Source organism: Pedobacter sp. CG_S7, from assembly GCF_040544395.1.
In the GTDB taxonomy this organism is placed as follows: Bacteria; Bacteroidota; Bacteroidia; order Sphingobacteriales; family Sphingobacteriaceae; genus Pedobacter.
On record NZ_JBEONS010000031.1, the window covers coordinates 1 to 14121 of the forward strand.

The following is a 14121-nucleotide window of genomic DNA, read 5'->3' on the forward strand; positions in this document are numbered from 1 at the left end:
TAAATAAAGCAAAACAAACAAAAAAATCCTAACACGAAATCCACAAAATGTTAACAAGCATCTGATTTTTAACTATTTTTATGCGTTGACCCTGAAGTAATTCCCCTTTATAGTCAGATAGTTATAGAGAGATTTTATATTACCGAAGATGGATCAACTAAAATGGTTTATCCAATATTCTTGATGTAGGCAGCTTTTTTATCTGCATCAAGAGTAGACCGCTTTCAATGAAGGAATACTCAATATCCTGATTCCTTAAATGGTTTCGTATAGGTCCTGAATTGGATCAAATTGTGTTTTGTAAACGAAGTCTGATTTTTCAAGTACTTTTCTTGCTGCAATGTTTTTTCTGTTGATAACAGCTCCTATTTTTCTGATTCCTTGCTCGAGGATATATTCCACTATCAGCGGCAGGATCTCGGTCATAATGTAGCATCCAGAAGCGTATCCACTAAGGTAAAACTCAATAAAGTATGGATAATCGTCCATTTTGTAATGTTCCTTTGCAACATGCGGAGAAATCAAGTCAATGATTCCAATTACTTTTCCGGTGTGCTTACTGGTGATAAAATGAACATAATTGCGGTTTGCGTGGTAGTTTATAATGGTAGACCGCAAGAAAGATTCAGCCTCTTTTTCATCGTTCAGCCGTTTTTCGGGGATAAATTGTAATGTTTTATTGTCGGATAATAGGCTGAAAATATCTTGGGATAATTGATCAAGCCTATTCATATCTTCAGAACGGAAGGGATGTACACAAAGATCTTTGCTTTCGAAATAAAAGGGTTTAAACATAAATACTTCAAAAAAATAGAAAACTAAACTATTTTTATGTATTCTAGTGCGGAATTTATAAAATGGCAATTATTTTGATCCACATTCCATAGTTCGGTTTCTTACCCTTGCCTAATGGCTAGGCTATTACTTATTTCTTCAGATCCCTAAAACTATCCAAAAGAAACTGGCAGACTGCACCTGAAAGGTTTACAGCAAGGCCTGCATGTCGCGCTGAGGTCTGACCCTGGTTTCACTGATACCATGGGCATCACTTATCTTATTGCGGATACTCCCAAGTCCAGTTACAACAGAAAAGCAGCCACTTAAAATCTGCTTGAAGATCGGCTGTGTATGTTGGTCCGGTGATAGGTTCAATATTCCAGATGCACTTTTGTAAAGCACAGACAGATCTGCACCGTCATCATAAGCTGATCCTGATTCATCCAGAATATGTTTGCATACAGTTTCTATTAGGGTTCGTGCAATAGTGATCGCACCTTCAGGATCTTCAGTCATCCTGTCCATTGCCTTCTGCCAGGTTATTCTGATATAGGCGTTATCGATGACAATCGCCTCAGCAATATGGCTTTTGCTAACTTTTGACACCAGATCAATCAACGATGCAAAATGGCTATAGATATATTCTCTTCGTACCGCATAGCCTCCAAGGCTTTGGGCAAACTTTCTAAAAGCGTGTAGGCTGTTATACTCGACCAAAAAGTGTGGTAGCTTATCTTTTAGGCTGGCCTTTGAAAGTAGGCTTCCGCGCAACCGGGCATAGTGATTTTCGTCCGCTAAGCCATTCGTGCCATGTGATTCGAGATCAGAAATCAAGATCTGGACCTTCAGTGCATCATTCGAATCGTATTTCTGGTAGGCATTCATAAGTTCCTGCATTTTCTGCGGGCTCAATCCAAGTGATTTAAGGTCTTTTTGAATTTCCTCTATAATGATCAGTCGTGATGCAGACTAAAGATCTGCAATGACAAGAGTGCAAATGATGTCTGCAAAAGTTGATTGATGCGAGGAATAGGTTTTGTTGAGTAGGTCAGCCAGCAGACCCTCAAAACTCTCCATTCCTGCATAAAAGATGCCGAAATACGAAGTCTTTGCAGCCTCCACTGCACTATTATTTGCAGCGGCATACTCATTGGAAATGCCCGCTTGGTTACAGACGCGGACAAAGTTCGTATCTTGCATGAAGCTGGTAAATTTCTGTTTGATCAGTTCCTGATAAAGCGGTAGTATTATCGTATTTATTTCCAAATTAATTTAGCTTTCAAACAAATATCGTTAAAAAAAGCATTTGCTTTCGGTCACCATCTTTAAATTTTTAGAGATGATAGAAATGCACTTTTGATAACGATTTACTTTTGATAAGAGAAGCGCTCGATGATTTTAAAGCCCTTGGATAGGGATGTTCCGCCCTTCAATTCAAATTCAAATCCATTTTTTTGTAAACCAGATAAAACATGCATAATCCAGTAGTCTTTTTCAATCAGACCTGCCAGAATGCCGGTTTCTTCCTCGAGTATTCTTAACAGATCATTAAACTGTTTGTGATTATGCAGGTAATCGGCAACCATATTGGGTCTTAGTTGATAAGTGATGCAAGTAATTTTTTAGCTTTTGCTCCGCCGTATTCGGTGACAGATTTTTTTAGTTTTCTTTTATCCATGGTAGCTGCACGGGACAATACATTGTTCAGCAATGTCTGTTTATCTTCTGCAACCTTATCTAAATTGTTGACTAAATCTACCAATAGAAATTCCTTGGTAAGCTTTACCGGAAAATGTGGTTTAACCTGAAAATCGAAACTTCTATTTCCCAATTTAAAAATGCCGTGACGTTTATGGTTGTAAACGGTTCTTTTATTATATAACTGCGTTGTTCCAACGCCCAGGCTATTGTAGGCATTAGGAGAGGTGAGCAGGAACCTGTCGTCTTTTAAAAAAGTTTTTACCAGATCTTCTTCTGTTGGAGGAGTTTTACCAAAAACGGTATCTTTAGGGTAATGATATACACCCTGGGAAAGCTTCTGAAGCGTTCCTTCCTTCAAAAGCTCATCAAGGTGCCGATCTACTGACTTGGACCATTCGGTCAAATCGGCTCTGCGGTACACTTTACCTTTCTTTAGATGTTTTTTTAATTCCTCTAGTTTATTCACAACGCTTTATATTTCAGGTATAAAGGTAATGAATTTTTATTTATGATGTAATAAATTTTATTGAAAATTCATGCAAAAATTAATAAAGGATAACGGTGTATCTCGGGCGCCTCTTGTAGCACCTTTTATACTAGCTTAGTTTTGAGCATGGCCATGTCGCCACTAATTTTCTTTTCCATAGTCTTTGCGTATAGTTGAGTTGTCCTGATGTTAGTGTGTCCCAACATTTTTGAAACGGTATCTATAGGTACGTTATTCGATAGGGTGATGGTCGTAGCAAAAGTATGCCTTGCGATGTGAAATGTTAAGTCCTTACTGATCTCGCAAAGGTCAGCTATTTCTTTTAAGTAGGCATTCATTTTTTGATTTGACAATACGGGAAATACATTGAATTCACGTTTGGGATGATCTATATACTTTTCTATCAGTTTGAGGGCAAAATCGAGTAATGGGACTTTAACGGGCGTTCCTGTTTTTTGCCGGAAGGATTGAATCCAAAGTTCACCATCTACTCCTGTGATTAGGTTACCGCGATTGAGCCCTTTGACATCGGCGTAGGCTAGTCCAGTGTAGCAGCAGAATAAAAATATGTCTCTTACCAAAATTAACCGGTCTATTTTGAAATGTCTGTTTGTCAGGGCCTGCAATTCTTCATTGGTAAGGGCAGTACGGTTCACGGGTTTCAATTTCGTTTTATAGGTTAGAAACGGGTTGATTGTAATGTAGCCACTTGCCAGGCAGATCAAGATGATCTTTTTGAAGTTTTTCATATACTTGACCGTCGAATTGTTATTGCAGTTACGCACTGTCCGTAAGTAAAAGTCATACTCTGCTATAAAAACATGATTGATGCGGCTGACAGATAAATCATGGCATTTGTATTTAAAGCTGATAAAGTCTGCTGTATGTTTCAATGATGTTTCATAGCGTTCTAGTGTCCCTGCGGCAAATTCTCGTCCAACTAATGCTTTTACTTTGGCATTGTGTTCGCGAAATACACCAAGTAAGGTCTGAGCTTTGGGGATTTTTCCTTTGAGCCTATCCTTAAGTTCACACGATGTGATCACTAAATCCGGATCCATTTCTCGTAAGTACCTGTAATTATCTTTTACTTTGTCTTCTAAATGTGTGAGCGCGTCATTAGTTTTTGCATCTTCTGCAGCAATGTTCTTTACACGCTTGGTTTTAACGTCCCAATGTTGGGCCAGGCAACTGTAGCCAGTCGACAGCTCTTTAGGCAGTAAATCAATCGTTATTCGCAGATAAATCGGTATTGGGCCACTTGTGAAGTTCCTAGGTTTTTTTAGGTAGAAAAGGGTTTTTAGGTTACTGTCCATGATTACTCACTGAAAATTGGTTTAAAATTAAACTATTAGCCAGATTTCGACAAGATGTTCATTGATTGAACTGGTTGTTAATCAGTTATTTATGAAGTTTCAGTGAGTAAATTTTGCTTTTGTTACCTTGACTCACTGGATTACTCACAGATGAGATGGTTTTTTATGCATATTTTGATACCTGTAAAAAACAAAAAACCCTGTTAACGATACATTAACAGGGTTTTTATACATTTTGATATTGCTATCCGCGGAGAGTGGGGGATTCGAACCCGCGGACCTATAACAGTCAACAGTTTTCAAGACTGCCGCAATCGACCACTCTGCCAACTCTCCGTCGCAAAAGTACGAATACAGTCCGGTTCTGCAAATTATGCGATAATTATTTTAGAGTAAAAATGATAATTCATTAGTACAGAGGAGAGAAAAGTTTTTAATGCTTCAGTTTTTCCTCTGGTAAGGATGGTTTTTTGAAAACATTAAAGTTTGGCCTGATGATTTTTACGCTTCTTTTGGTCAGATCCACACTTGCATTCAGTTCAAAACCGATCAACAATATCAAGGAGTTTAAATAAAGCCAAATCATAATCACAATTAAAGTACCTATAGAACCATATAACTTATTATATGAACCAAAATTATTGATATAGAATGAAAAGCCCCAGATACTGATAAAAGCAAGTATAGTAGCCAGCCAGGAGCCCGCACTAAACAACTTCCATTTCTTGGAATGGGAAGGGCCATAGCGATACAAAATTGAAATGGTCATAAAATAAAGAACACCTAACAATGCCCATCGCGTAAACTGTATCACATAATAAGTTAAATTCCCTTTAATACCTAAGCCGTCGTTGATGTAATTTAAGGCTATTTCTCCAATGGTCATAGCACCAATACAAACGATTATAGAGAAGAATATAACAAGGGTTAAAATTAATGCAATCAGCCTTTTTTTTAACCACGACCGTGTTTCCATGATTAAGGAAGACTTGTTAAAGGCCATCATTAAATTATCAACTCCATTTGTAGCAAATATTAAGGAGAAAAGGATACCAAAAGAGAGCAATTTTCCATTTTGAATTTTCACAATCTCTATAATGGTCGTTTCGAAAGCATCAAAAGCTTTATGGGGTAATATCAAGGATAGAATAGACATCAATTGATCCTGGAAACCGTCGGGTAAAAATGGAATCAGCGTAAACAAAACAATTATACCTGGAAAAATTGCCAGCATAAAATTATAGGCAAGAGACGATGCTTTGTTAAGTAAAGACTCCTTCTGTATTTCTTTTAAAAAGAAGGCCACAACAGTGTAAAGGGGTAATGGGCTAAAACCAGGCAGTACATAGACTTTTGTCCAGTCTATAAATATGGAATAAATCCTTGTTTTCAATAATTGCGCGTGTAGCCAATCCATAATTCTAATTTAGTTAAAATATGGGGCAATTTTTAACATGAAGTTTTCTGGCGGGTGACAAGGTTTTTTCTTTTCCATGTCAAAAAATACCAGCGTAGTAAGGCCAATATTGATCAGCTCCTGTGCTTCGTTGAATAGCTCATATTGAAAAAAGATACGAACTCCGGGAAGTTCTTTTACGGTAGTTCTTATGGTCAGCTCCTGATCGTAAAATGCTGGTTTTAAAAACTTTGAATTTAATTCTAGCAGGGGCATCATTACACCACTGCTTTCCATTGAATGATAGGTCATGCCAAGGCTCCTTAACATTTCTACCCGGCCTACTTCATAATATTGAGCATAATTGCCATTGTATACGTAACCCATCTGGTCAGTCTCACTATATCTTACTCTAATCTTTGTTTCGTGTACGTACATTACTTATTTATTATCTGAATATTTTGCGTTTATTTAATGCTTCCCTGTATTTTTTTGCATTAATTTCATGCTCTTGTCGGGTTTCAGCGAAGCTATGATAGCCTGAGAAATCTTCTTTCGCACACATGTAAATGTAATTGTTGTCGTTTTTGTTCAACACAGCATCCACAGCTTTAATGCTGGGCATCATAATTGGACCCGGAGGTAAACCTGCATGTTTATAAGTGTTGTACTTTGAATCTTTCTTCAGTAAATTATTAGTAACTCTTTTTACGCTGAAATCTCCGTTAGCAAAAATAACTGTTGGGTCTGCCTGTAATAATATGCCCTTTTTTAAGCGGTTGAGGTAAAGCCCGGCTATAATTGGCATTTCATTGTTGTAAATGGCTTCAGCATCTACAATAGAGGCTAAAATGCTAACTTGAATTGGGCTTAGGTTTAATGCTTCGGCTTTCTTCATGCGTTCCGGGGTCCAGAATTTTTCATATTCTGTTTTCATTTTATTGAAAAACTCCGTCGGACTCGTATTCCAATACATTTCATAAGTATTTGGAATAAACATCGTATAAATATTATCAGTTGTAAATCCTTGCTTTTCCAGGAATACAGCTGAATCTAATAATTGAATAAAAGATAAAGAATCTGGTTCTAAACTTTTTGCTAAATAGCCAGAAAACTCTTGTTTCCGCCTGATGTTTTGGAATTTAAGATTTACAGGTTCCTGGTTACCGGCTTTAATCATATTGATCAGACTTCGGTTATTCATTCCTGGAATTAGTTTATAACGACCAGGTTTTAAACTAAGTGCAAGATCCATTTTTGCTGCTGCCTGACTAAAACTACCAATGTCTTTTAAAATGCTTTTATCTTTAAAAGAAAAATAAACATCATCTAGATTTCCACCAGTTTTAATGTACAGGTATTTTTCTGAATCAGTTACATTGGGAGAGAAATAGACTTTATAGAATTTGAATCCAAAAAATAGACCCACCATTAGCAAGACTAAAACGACTATTATCGCAATTTTTGCTGTTCCTTGAAGGTTTTTCTTTTCGTTAATCATTTGGAACTACGGGTTGGTTTGGTTGATTAGATAATATGATGTTAACTGGAGTGCCCATTTTAATTTTTGTTAAAGTGTCTGATATAATTGGGGTTTGCATAACTACTACAGCGCTTGCACTGTCTGTAATTGTTCCTACGTAAGCAACTTGCCCAATATTAAGCATGGATCCCTTTAAAGAAAAACGTGCTTCATCTCTGGTGAGTCCAATAAGATTGGGTATTTCTACATCTTCATTCCCACGTCCATCACCTAAAATCAGGTCAATTCTTGATCCTTTGGGTAATACATCGCCTGCCTTTATGGTGTTTCCCCCAAATGAAGCTTCTAGTACAACATCTTTGCTCACATCTGCCTTGTAACTGGTATCTCCAACTTTCAGGCCAAAACCTTCCAGTAATGATTGTACCTCCCGGAGTGATTTAAATTCTATATCAGGTAACTTAACATTTGGTGCCTGAGAGGTATTAATGGTAAGGTAAATGGTTCTGTTGTCTTTGACAAATGTGCCTGCATTTGGGTCTTGGTCAATAACCATCCCTGGTGGTTGATCCATAATATAGACCGAATCTACTTCATAACGTAAACCTAATGCTTCTAGTTTTTCTACTGCTTGCGTAAATTCAAGGCCTTTTAATTCTGGCACGTTTAATCCTTGTCCGTGCTTGGTATAATAACGTAAGCTGAAAAAGGCTATGAATAGGATGGCTATAACCGTAAATATTGCGGCCAAGAGATTATTTCTAAAAGATTTTGTCTTTAGATAAGATAGGAACTTGCTCATGGCCTCAAAAATAGGCTAAAAAAATATTTTATCGGAATTTAAATAACATCTGTCTTACTAATTTATATTTTTGGCTCTTAACTGCTTCATCACCTCTAAAAAATAAAACATTAAAAATGAAAAAAACTATAGCACTGCTTACCGGTGGAACTACAGGAGAAAGGGTTGTATCTGTAAAAAGTGCAGCTACTATTGCTCAGAATCTTGATGCCGACAAATTTGATGTTTACAAAATTATGCTGACGCAGCAAGGTTGGTTTTATGAACCTGCTGATTCCATAAGGGTTGAAGTAGATCGTAATGATTTTTCTATACTCCTGAAAGGGAGAAAAATAATGTTTGATGGCGTTTTTATCGCTATCCACGGTTCGCCAGGTGAGGATGGTAAATTACAGGGTTATTTCGATATGCTTAACCTGCCATATACTACTTGTGATGCCTTAACTTCTGCCATAACCATGAATAAAGGATACACTAAGGCTATTGTGCAGGATATTGACCAACTGCATGTTGCAAAGTCTGCCCAGATCTTTAAAAATGGTAATTATAAGATCGATCAAATTAAAAAAGATTTGAAACTGCCCTATTTTATTAAACCTAATAATGGTGGTAGTAGCATTGGCATGAGTAAGGTTACCCATCCCTATGATTTACAAAAGGCATTGGATAAAGCTTTTAAAGAGGATTCTCAAATCTTAATTGAAGAGTTTATCAGCGGGCGTGAATTTACGGTAGGGGTAGTGAAACTGGATGGAATAGTAACGGTTTTGCCTATTTCGGAAGTGGAAACGGCTAAAGATTTCTTTGATTTTGAAGCGAAATATACACCCGGTGTTGCCATCGAAACTACACCTGCAGTATTGGATGACGAGGTTAAAAAACGGGTAGATAAAATAGTAACCGAAGTTTATAATAGGTTGAATTGCCGTGGGGTTGTTAGGATAGATTTTATTTTGCAAGGTGGAATAGGTGATTTTTATTTCATAGAAATAAATACGATTCCAGGGCAAACCGCAACTAGTTTTATCCCTCAGCAGGTAGCTGCCATGGGTATGAAATTAAATGATTTCTATACCAAGCTGGTGAAAGAAACTATAGGATAAGCTTTAATAGCCATCTCCAGTCTCCTGGTGATGGCTATCCGTTATGATCGCTAAATGGTATAGGTCGTTATCATTTCCTCGGTTACTTTGGAGGCTTTACCGGTATTGATATCAATCATCACATAATCAAACCAGCCTTCAGATGCTATCTTTCTATTTCGTTTAATCTCTATTTCAAACTGTACCCTGCAGCCTTTTTCGCTGATGGTTAATATTCCTGTACTGATAATAGCAGTATCTCCCAAAATCAAAGGGCGTTTATAATCTATATAGGCTGTTCTAACTACCCAGCCAAAACCAATTTTAAGGAAGTGTTCCATCGGCATTTTATAGAATAGATCCATCTGTTCATACCTTGCTGCAAGTACATAATCAAAATACTTACTGTTATGGACGTGGTTAAACATATCTATATCATCAGGTCTCACTTTTAATTCACTCTTAAATATGCTGTACTGGTTCTTTTCCATATATAATTTTTACAAAAGTAGTAGAAAATTGAATTAGTAAAGATTATTGCTAATCTTTAAAAACTTACAGTATCTTTGCCCCTAATTAATTAATCCATACACACTTTAGTATCATTCAAGAATGTATTTAAGTAAAGAAAAGAAAGCCGAAATCTTTTTACAACACGGCACAGTAGAAACTAACACAGGTTCTGCAGAAGGTCAGGTAGCGTTATTTACATACCGTATTGCGCACTTAACAGGTCACTTAAAGAAAAATCGTAAAGATTTCTCTACCCAGTTGTCACTTCAAAAATTAGTAGGTAAACGCCGTGGTATTCTGGCTTACCTGTTTAAAAAAGATATTAGTCGCTACCGTGCTATCATCAAAGCTTTACAGCTAAGAGATATCATTAAATAATTGCACTTATGTCATAAAAAGCCATTCTTTAGGGATGGCTTTTTTACTTTGAAAAAAAATAACTACATAAATCCGGTGTGTAGAAAGAGGAAAACACACCATAACACGTTTTAAATGAATGTAATAAAAAAATCGTTCGACCTGGGTGATGGAAGAATAATCGAAATAGAAACAGGAAAATTAGCTAAACAAGCTGATGGTGCTGTTGTTGTAAAAATGGGTGATACCATGCTTTTGGCTACGGTAGTATCTACAGTTGGCGCTAAGTCTGGTGTAGATTTTTTACCTTTGTCTGTAGATTATCAGGAAAAATATGCTGCTGCAGGCCGCATTCCCGGTGGTTTCTTACGTCGTGAGGCGAGATTATCAGATTATGAAGTCTTAATTTCCCGTTTGGTTGACCGCGCTTTGCGTCCAATGTTCCCTGCTGATTATCATTCTGATACACAGGTAATGATCTCTTTAATTTCATCTGATAAAAATATAACCCCAGATTGTTTAGCAGGTTTGGCAGCTTCGGCTGCAATCGCGGTTTCAGATATTCCTTTTAATGGGCCAATATCTGAAGTACGTGTTGCTAGAATTGATGGTAAATTTGTGATTAACCCTTACCTAAGCGATTTAGAGCGTGCAACAATTGATTTGTTGGTTGCAGGTACTGAAAAAGATATCGTAATGGTGGAAGGTGAAGCCGATGAGATTTCTGAAATCGAAATGGTGGAAGCTATTGAATTTGCACATAAAGCAATTGTAATTCAAGTTCAGGTTCAAAAAGAACTGGCCGAACTGGTTGGAAAAACTGTTAAACGTACTTATTCTCATGAAAACAGCAATCCTGAATTGAAAGAACAGGTTTATGCTGCTACTTATGATAAAGTTTATGCAATTGCTAAAAGCAATACCGCTAAACATGAACGTGGTGAGTCATTTAACCTCCTTTTAGTTGATTTCATGGCCTCTTTAGGTGAAGGTGTTGATGACATTACTACTTTCTTAGCTAAAAAATATTTCCATGATGTACAATACGATGCGATCAGAAACCTGGTTTTAAATGAAGGAATTCGTTTAGATGGCCGTGATGTTCGTACTGTTCGTCCAATCTGGAGTGAAGTTGGTTACCTTCCTTCAGCGCATGGTTCTGCTGTTTTTACCCGTGGTGAAACACAATCTTTAACAACCGTTACTTTAGGTTCAAAAGATGATGAGCAAATGATTGACGGTGCTTTCGTTAATGGATACAACAAATTCTTATTACATTATAATTTCCCTGGTTTCTCCACTGGTGAGGTTCGTCCAAATAGGGGTGCTGGTCGCCGTGAAATTGGTCATGGTAACTTAGCCATGCGTTCTCTTAAAAGAGTGTTACCAGGATTAGAAGAAAATCCTTATACAATCCGTATCGTTTCTGATATCTTGGAATCTAACGGTTCTTCTTCTATGGCTACTGTTTGTGCGGGTACCCTAGCACTAATGGATGCAGGTATTAAAATCAAAGCGCCTGTTTCAGGTATTGCTATGGGTTTAATTACAGATGAGAAAACTGGTAAATATGCTATCCTTTCTGATATTTTAGGTGATGAAGATCACTTGGGAGATATGGACTTTAAAGTAACTGGTACTGAAAAAGGTATTGTTGCCTGCCAAATGGATTTAAAAATCAATGGCTTAAAGTGGGAAGTTTTAACTGCTGCATTATTACAAGCAAATGAAGCACGTTTACACATCTTGAATGAGATGAAGAAAACGCTTGCTCAGCCTCGTGAAGATTACAAAGAGCATGCTCCGCGTATCGTTTCCCTTTCTATTGACAAGGAATTCATTGGTGCTGTAATAGGACCCGGCGGTAAAATTATTCAGGAAATGCAACGTGAAACCGGCGCTTCAATTTCTATCGAAGAAGTTGGGAACAAAGGTATCGTTGAAATCTTTGCTGATAATAAAGCTGCAATTGATGCTGCTGTTGCTCGTATCAATGCCATTGCTGCAAAACCTGAAATTGGTGCAACTTATGAAGGTAAAGTGAAGTCTATCATGCCATTTGGTGCCTTCGTAGAAATTATGCCCGGTAAAGATGGTTTATTACACATCTCTGAAGTAGACTGGACGCGTTTGGAAACAATGGACGGCGTGTTTAAAGAAGGTGATAAAGTAACTGTAAAATTATTGGATGTAGATAAACAAGGAAAAATGAAGCTTTCCAGAAAAGCTTTAATGCCTCGTCCGTCGAAACCTGAAGGTGCAACATCATAACCTGATTATAATTATAAACTTCCAAAAAAACCCCGCAATCGCGGGGTTTTTTGGTTTAGAACTTTTCTTATCTTTACCTCATGAAACATATTATTGCTCCCTCCATACTTGCTGCAGATTTTGCAAACCTGCAGCGTGATATAGAAATGATTAATGCTAGTGAGGCCGACTGGTTTCATGTGGATGTGATGGACGGCGTGTTTGTTCCTAATTTGTCTTTTGGTTTTCCTGTATTAGAAGCTGTTAAAAAATATGCTACAAAGCCACTGGATGTTCATCTTATGATCGTTAACCCTGATCAGTATATTGAACGCTTTGCTCAGGCAGGTGCAGCTATCATTACCGTTCATTATGAAGCCTGCACTCATTTGCACAGAACCATACAGGCTATACACCTGGCAGGATGTAAAGCGGGCGTAGCTTTAAATCCTCATACGCCTATAATATTGCTCAAAGATATTATAGCAGACCTTGACTTGGTATTAATCATGTCTGTTAATCCGGGTTTTGGCGGACAAAAGTTTATTCCCAATACCTTTAACAAAATAAGTGAACTTAAGGCCCTTGCACTAAGGTTAAATCCTGAGCTCATTATAGAAGTCGATGGTGGTGTGAACTTACAAAATATAAAGAGTTTATTGGCCGCAGGTGCAGATGCTTTTGTTGCCGGAAGTGCTATCTTTGCCGAATTATATCCTGTTCAGGTCATTGCCGACATGAAAAACACCAATAAGGACAGCATGGAAGCTTAATTCTTTTTTGTCTTGTTTCAATGTAATTTTGCTTAAAAATTGAGTCTAATGTTTGAAAATAGCAGTTTTTAAGGACAAAAATATTACATTTACGCTTAATAAAAGCATAAAAAATGAGACATAATTTTGGCGCAGGCCCCTGTATTTTACCACAGGAAGTATTTAAACAAGCATCCCGAGCTATTTTAGATTTTAAAGACGGCTTATCAATTCTAGAAATTTCTCACCGTACTCCAGAATTTGAAAGCGTAGTAGAAGAGGCAGGAAGATTAGTTAAAGAATTGCTGAATGTTCCGGAAGGTTATTCAGTTTTGTTTTTGCAAGGTGGCGCGAGTTTGCAGTTTGCAATGGTGCCAATGAATTTACTTGGCGACGGCGAAACTGCTAGTTATTTAGATTCAGGCGTATGGGCAAAGAAAGCAATTAAAGAAGTGCCTTTTTTTGGTAAAGTAAATGTTGTTGCTTCTTCAAAAGACGATAACTACTCTTTTATCCCTAAAGATTTTATTATCCCTGAAGACAGTGCGTATTTCCATTTCACTTCCAATAATACCATTTATGGTACTGAAATGTTTGAATTCCCTGAAACTAAGGTTCCTATAGTTTGTGATATGTCATCAGATATCTTAAGCAGGGTTATTGACGTTTCAAAGTATGATTTGATTTATGCTGGAGCGCAAAAAAATATTGGCCCTGCTGGTGTAGCGGTAGTCATCATTAAAGATGAAATTTTAGGTCGCATTGACCGTAAAATCCCTTCAATGCTGGATTATAAACTCCATATCGAAGCTGGTTCTCTTTATAATACCCCTCCGGTATTTTCAATCTATGTGGCCATGCTGAACTTGAGATGGTTAAAATCAAAAGGTGGTGTTGCTGAAATTGAAAAAGAAAATATCGCTAAGGCACATGCCTTATATACCGAAATTGACAGAAATCCTTTATTTAAAGGAACCTGTGCCGTTGAAGATCGTTCCAGAATGAATGTTTGTTTTGTGATGACAAATTCAGAATTGGAAAAACCTTTTCTTAAATATGTAGAGGAAAATGGTATTGAGGGTCTTAAAGGACACAGAAGTGTGGGCGGTTTCAGGGCTTCCATGTACAATGCTTTGCCAATTACAAGTGTGCATACTTTAATTGAGCTTATGCAGGAGTTTGAAGAAAAAACCAATAATTAGATT

The 14121-nt window shown here is 37.2% G+C and carries 16 protein-coding genes and 1 tRNA gene; 5 read left to right on the top strand and 12 right to left on the bottom strand.

Translation table 11 applies throughout. The features are described 5' to 3' along the window. Nucleotides 1-255: 255 nt before the first annotated feature. The 11 genes from AAKU52_RS13920 to AAKU52_RS13970 all read right to left on the bottom strand — a co-directional run bounded on the left by AAKU52_RS13920 (nt 256) and on the right by AAKU52_RS13970 (nt 7962). The gene (locus AAKU52_RS13920; protein ID WP_354334535.1) at nt 256-795 is read right to left on the bottom strand and encodes a GNAT family N-acetyltransferase; all 540 of its coding nucleotides are present in this window, start codon (nt 793-795) and stop codon (nt 256-258) included. Between the two features lie 189 nt (nt 796-984). Next, entirely contained in the window at nt 985-1689 is a 705-nt protein-coding gene (locus AAKU52_RS13925; protein WP_354334537.1) for an abortive infection family protein, read from the bottom strand. A 57-nt stretch (nt 1690-1746) separates the two neighbouring features. After that, nucleotides 1747-2043 carry a hypothetical protein gene (locus tag AAKU52_RS13930; RefSeq protein ID WP_354334539.1) on the bottom strand — a complete coding sequence of 99 codons (297 nt, stop codon included), beginning with the start codon at nt 2041-2043 and terminating at the stop codon, nt 1747-1749. Nucleotides 2044-2144: 101 nt separating this feature from the next. Next, a complete protein-coding gene (locus AAKU52_RS13935; RefSeq protein ID WP_354334541.1) occupies nt 2145-2363 on the bottom strand; it encodes a nucleotidyl transferase AbiEii/AbiGii toxin family protein in 219 nt (72 codons plus the stop codon). A gap of 8 nt (nt 2364-2371) precedes the next feature. Further along, nucleotides 2372-2944 (bottom strand): DUF6088 family protein, encoded by a 573-nt coding sequence (locus tag AAKU52_RS13940; RefSeq protein WP_354334543.1) that lies wholly within the window; start codon nt 2942-2944, stop codon nt 2372-2374. Nucleotides 2945-3069: 125 nt separating this feature from the next. Then, on the bottom strand, nt 3070-4281 hold the full coding sequence (locus AAKU52_RS13945) for a site-specific integrase (RefSeq protein WP_354334546.1): 1212 nt from the start codon (nt 4279-4281) through the stop codon (nt 3070-3072). A gap of 251 nt (nt 4282-4532) precedes the next feature. Continuing rightward, nucleotides 4533-4617, bottom strand: a tRNA-Ser gene (locus tag AAKU52_RS13950). Nucleotides 4618-4714: 97 nt separating this feature from the next. Further along, nucleotides 4715-5698, bottom strand: coding sequence for a YihY/virulence factor BrkB family protein (locus AAKU52_RS13955; RefSeq protein ID WP_354334548.1), 984 nt, complete (start codon nt 5696-5698; stop codon nt 4715-4717). A 9-nt stretch (nt 5699-5707) separates the two neighbouring features. Then, nucleotides 5708-6115: an acyl-CoA thioesterase gene (locus AAKU52_RS13960; RefSeq protein ID WP_354334550.1), complete on the bottom strand. Its 408-nt coding sequence runs from the start codon at nt 6113-6115 to the stop codon at nt 5708-5710. A gap of 10 nt (nt 6116-6125) precedes the next feature. Further along, nucleotides 6126-7178 (bottom strand): endolytic transglycosylase MltG, encoded by a 1053-nt coding sequence (gene mltG, locus AAKU52_RS13965; RefSeq protein ID WP_354334552.1) that lies wholly within the window; start codon nt 7176-7178, stop codon nt 6126-6128. After that, nucleotides 7171-7962 (bottom strand): PASTA domain-containing protein, encoded by a 792-nt coding sequence (locus AAKU52_RS13970; RefSeq protein WP_354334554.1) that lies wholly within the window; start codon nt 7960-7962, stop codon nt 7171-7173. The genes mltG and AAKU52_RS13970 overlap by 8 nt, the downstream gene beginning before the upstream one ends. Nucleotides 7963-8078: 116 nt before the next feature. Here AAKU52_RS13970 and AAKU52_RS13975 point away from each other — a divergent pair, with 116 nt between their 5' ends. Beyond that, nucleotides 8079-9065, top strand: coding sequence for a D-alanine--D-alanine ligase (locus AAKU52_RS13975; protein ID WP_354334557.1), 987 nt, complete (start codon nt 8079-8081; stop codon nt 9063-9065). Nucleotides 9066-9115: 50 nt separating this feature from the next. Here the strand turns inward: AAKU52_RS13975 and AAKU52_RS13980 are convergent, their stop codons facing one another. Continuing rightward, nucleotides 9116-9535 carry an acyl-CoA thioesterase gene (locus AAKU52_RS13980; protein WP_354334559.1) on the bottom strand — a complete coding sequence of 140 codons (420 nt, stop codon included), beginning with the start codon at nt 9533-9535 and terminating at the stop codon, nt 9116-9118. Nucleotides 9536-9656: 121 nt separating this feature from the next. On the opposite strand from AAKU52_RS13980, the gene rpsO reads away from it, so the two are divergent. The 4 genes from rpsO (at nt 9657) to serC (ending at nt 14118) form a co-directional block, all read left to right on the top strand. Then, nucleotides 9657-9935, top strand: a complete 279-nt coding sequence (gene rpsO / locus AAKU52_RS13985; RefSeq protein ID WP_354334562.1) for a 30S ribosomal protein S15 — start codon at nt 9657-9659, stop codon at nt 9933-9935. A gap of 114 nt (nt 9936-10049) precedes the next feature. Beyond that, entirely contained in the window at nt 10050-12185 is a 2136-nt protein-coding gene (pnp, locus tag AAKU52_RS13990; RefSeq protein ID WP_354334564.1) for a polyribonucleotide nucleotidyltransferase, read from the top strand. An 80-nt stretch (nt 12186-12265) separates the two neighbouring features. Next, nucleotides 12266-12937, top strand: a complete 672-nt coding sequence (gene rpe / locus AAKU52_RS13995) for a ribulose-phosphate 3-epimerase (RefSeq protein ID WP_354334566.1) — start codon at nt 12266-12268, stop codon at nt 12935-12937. Nucleotides 12938-13050: 113 nt separating this feature from the next. Continuing rightward, nucleotides 13051-14118 (top strand): 3-phosphoserine/phosphohydroxythreonine transaminase, encoded by a 1068-nt coding sequence (gene serC / locus AAKU52_RS14000; protein ID WP_354334568.1) that lies wholly within the window; start codon nt 13051-13053, stop codon nt 14116-14118. Nucleotides 14119-14121: the final 3 nt, after the last annotated feature.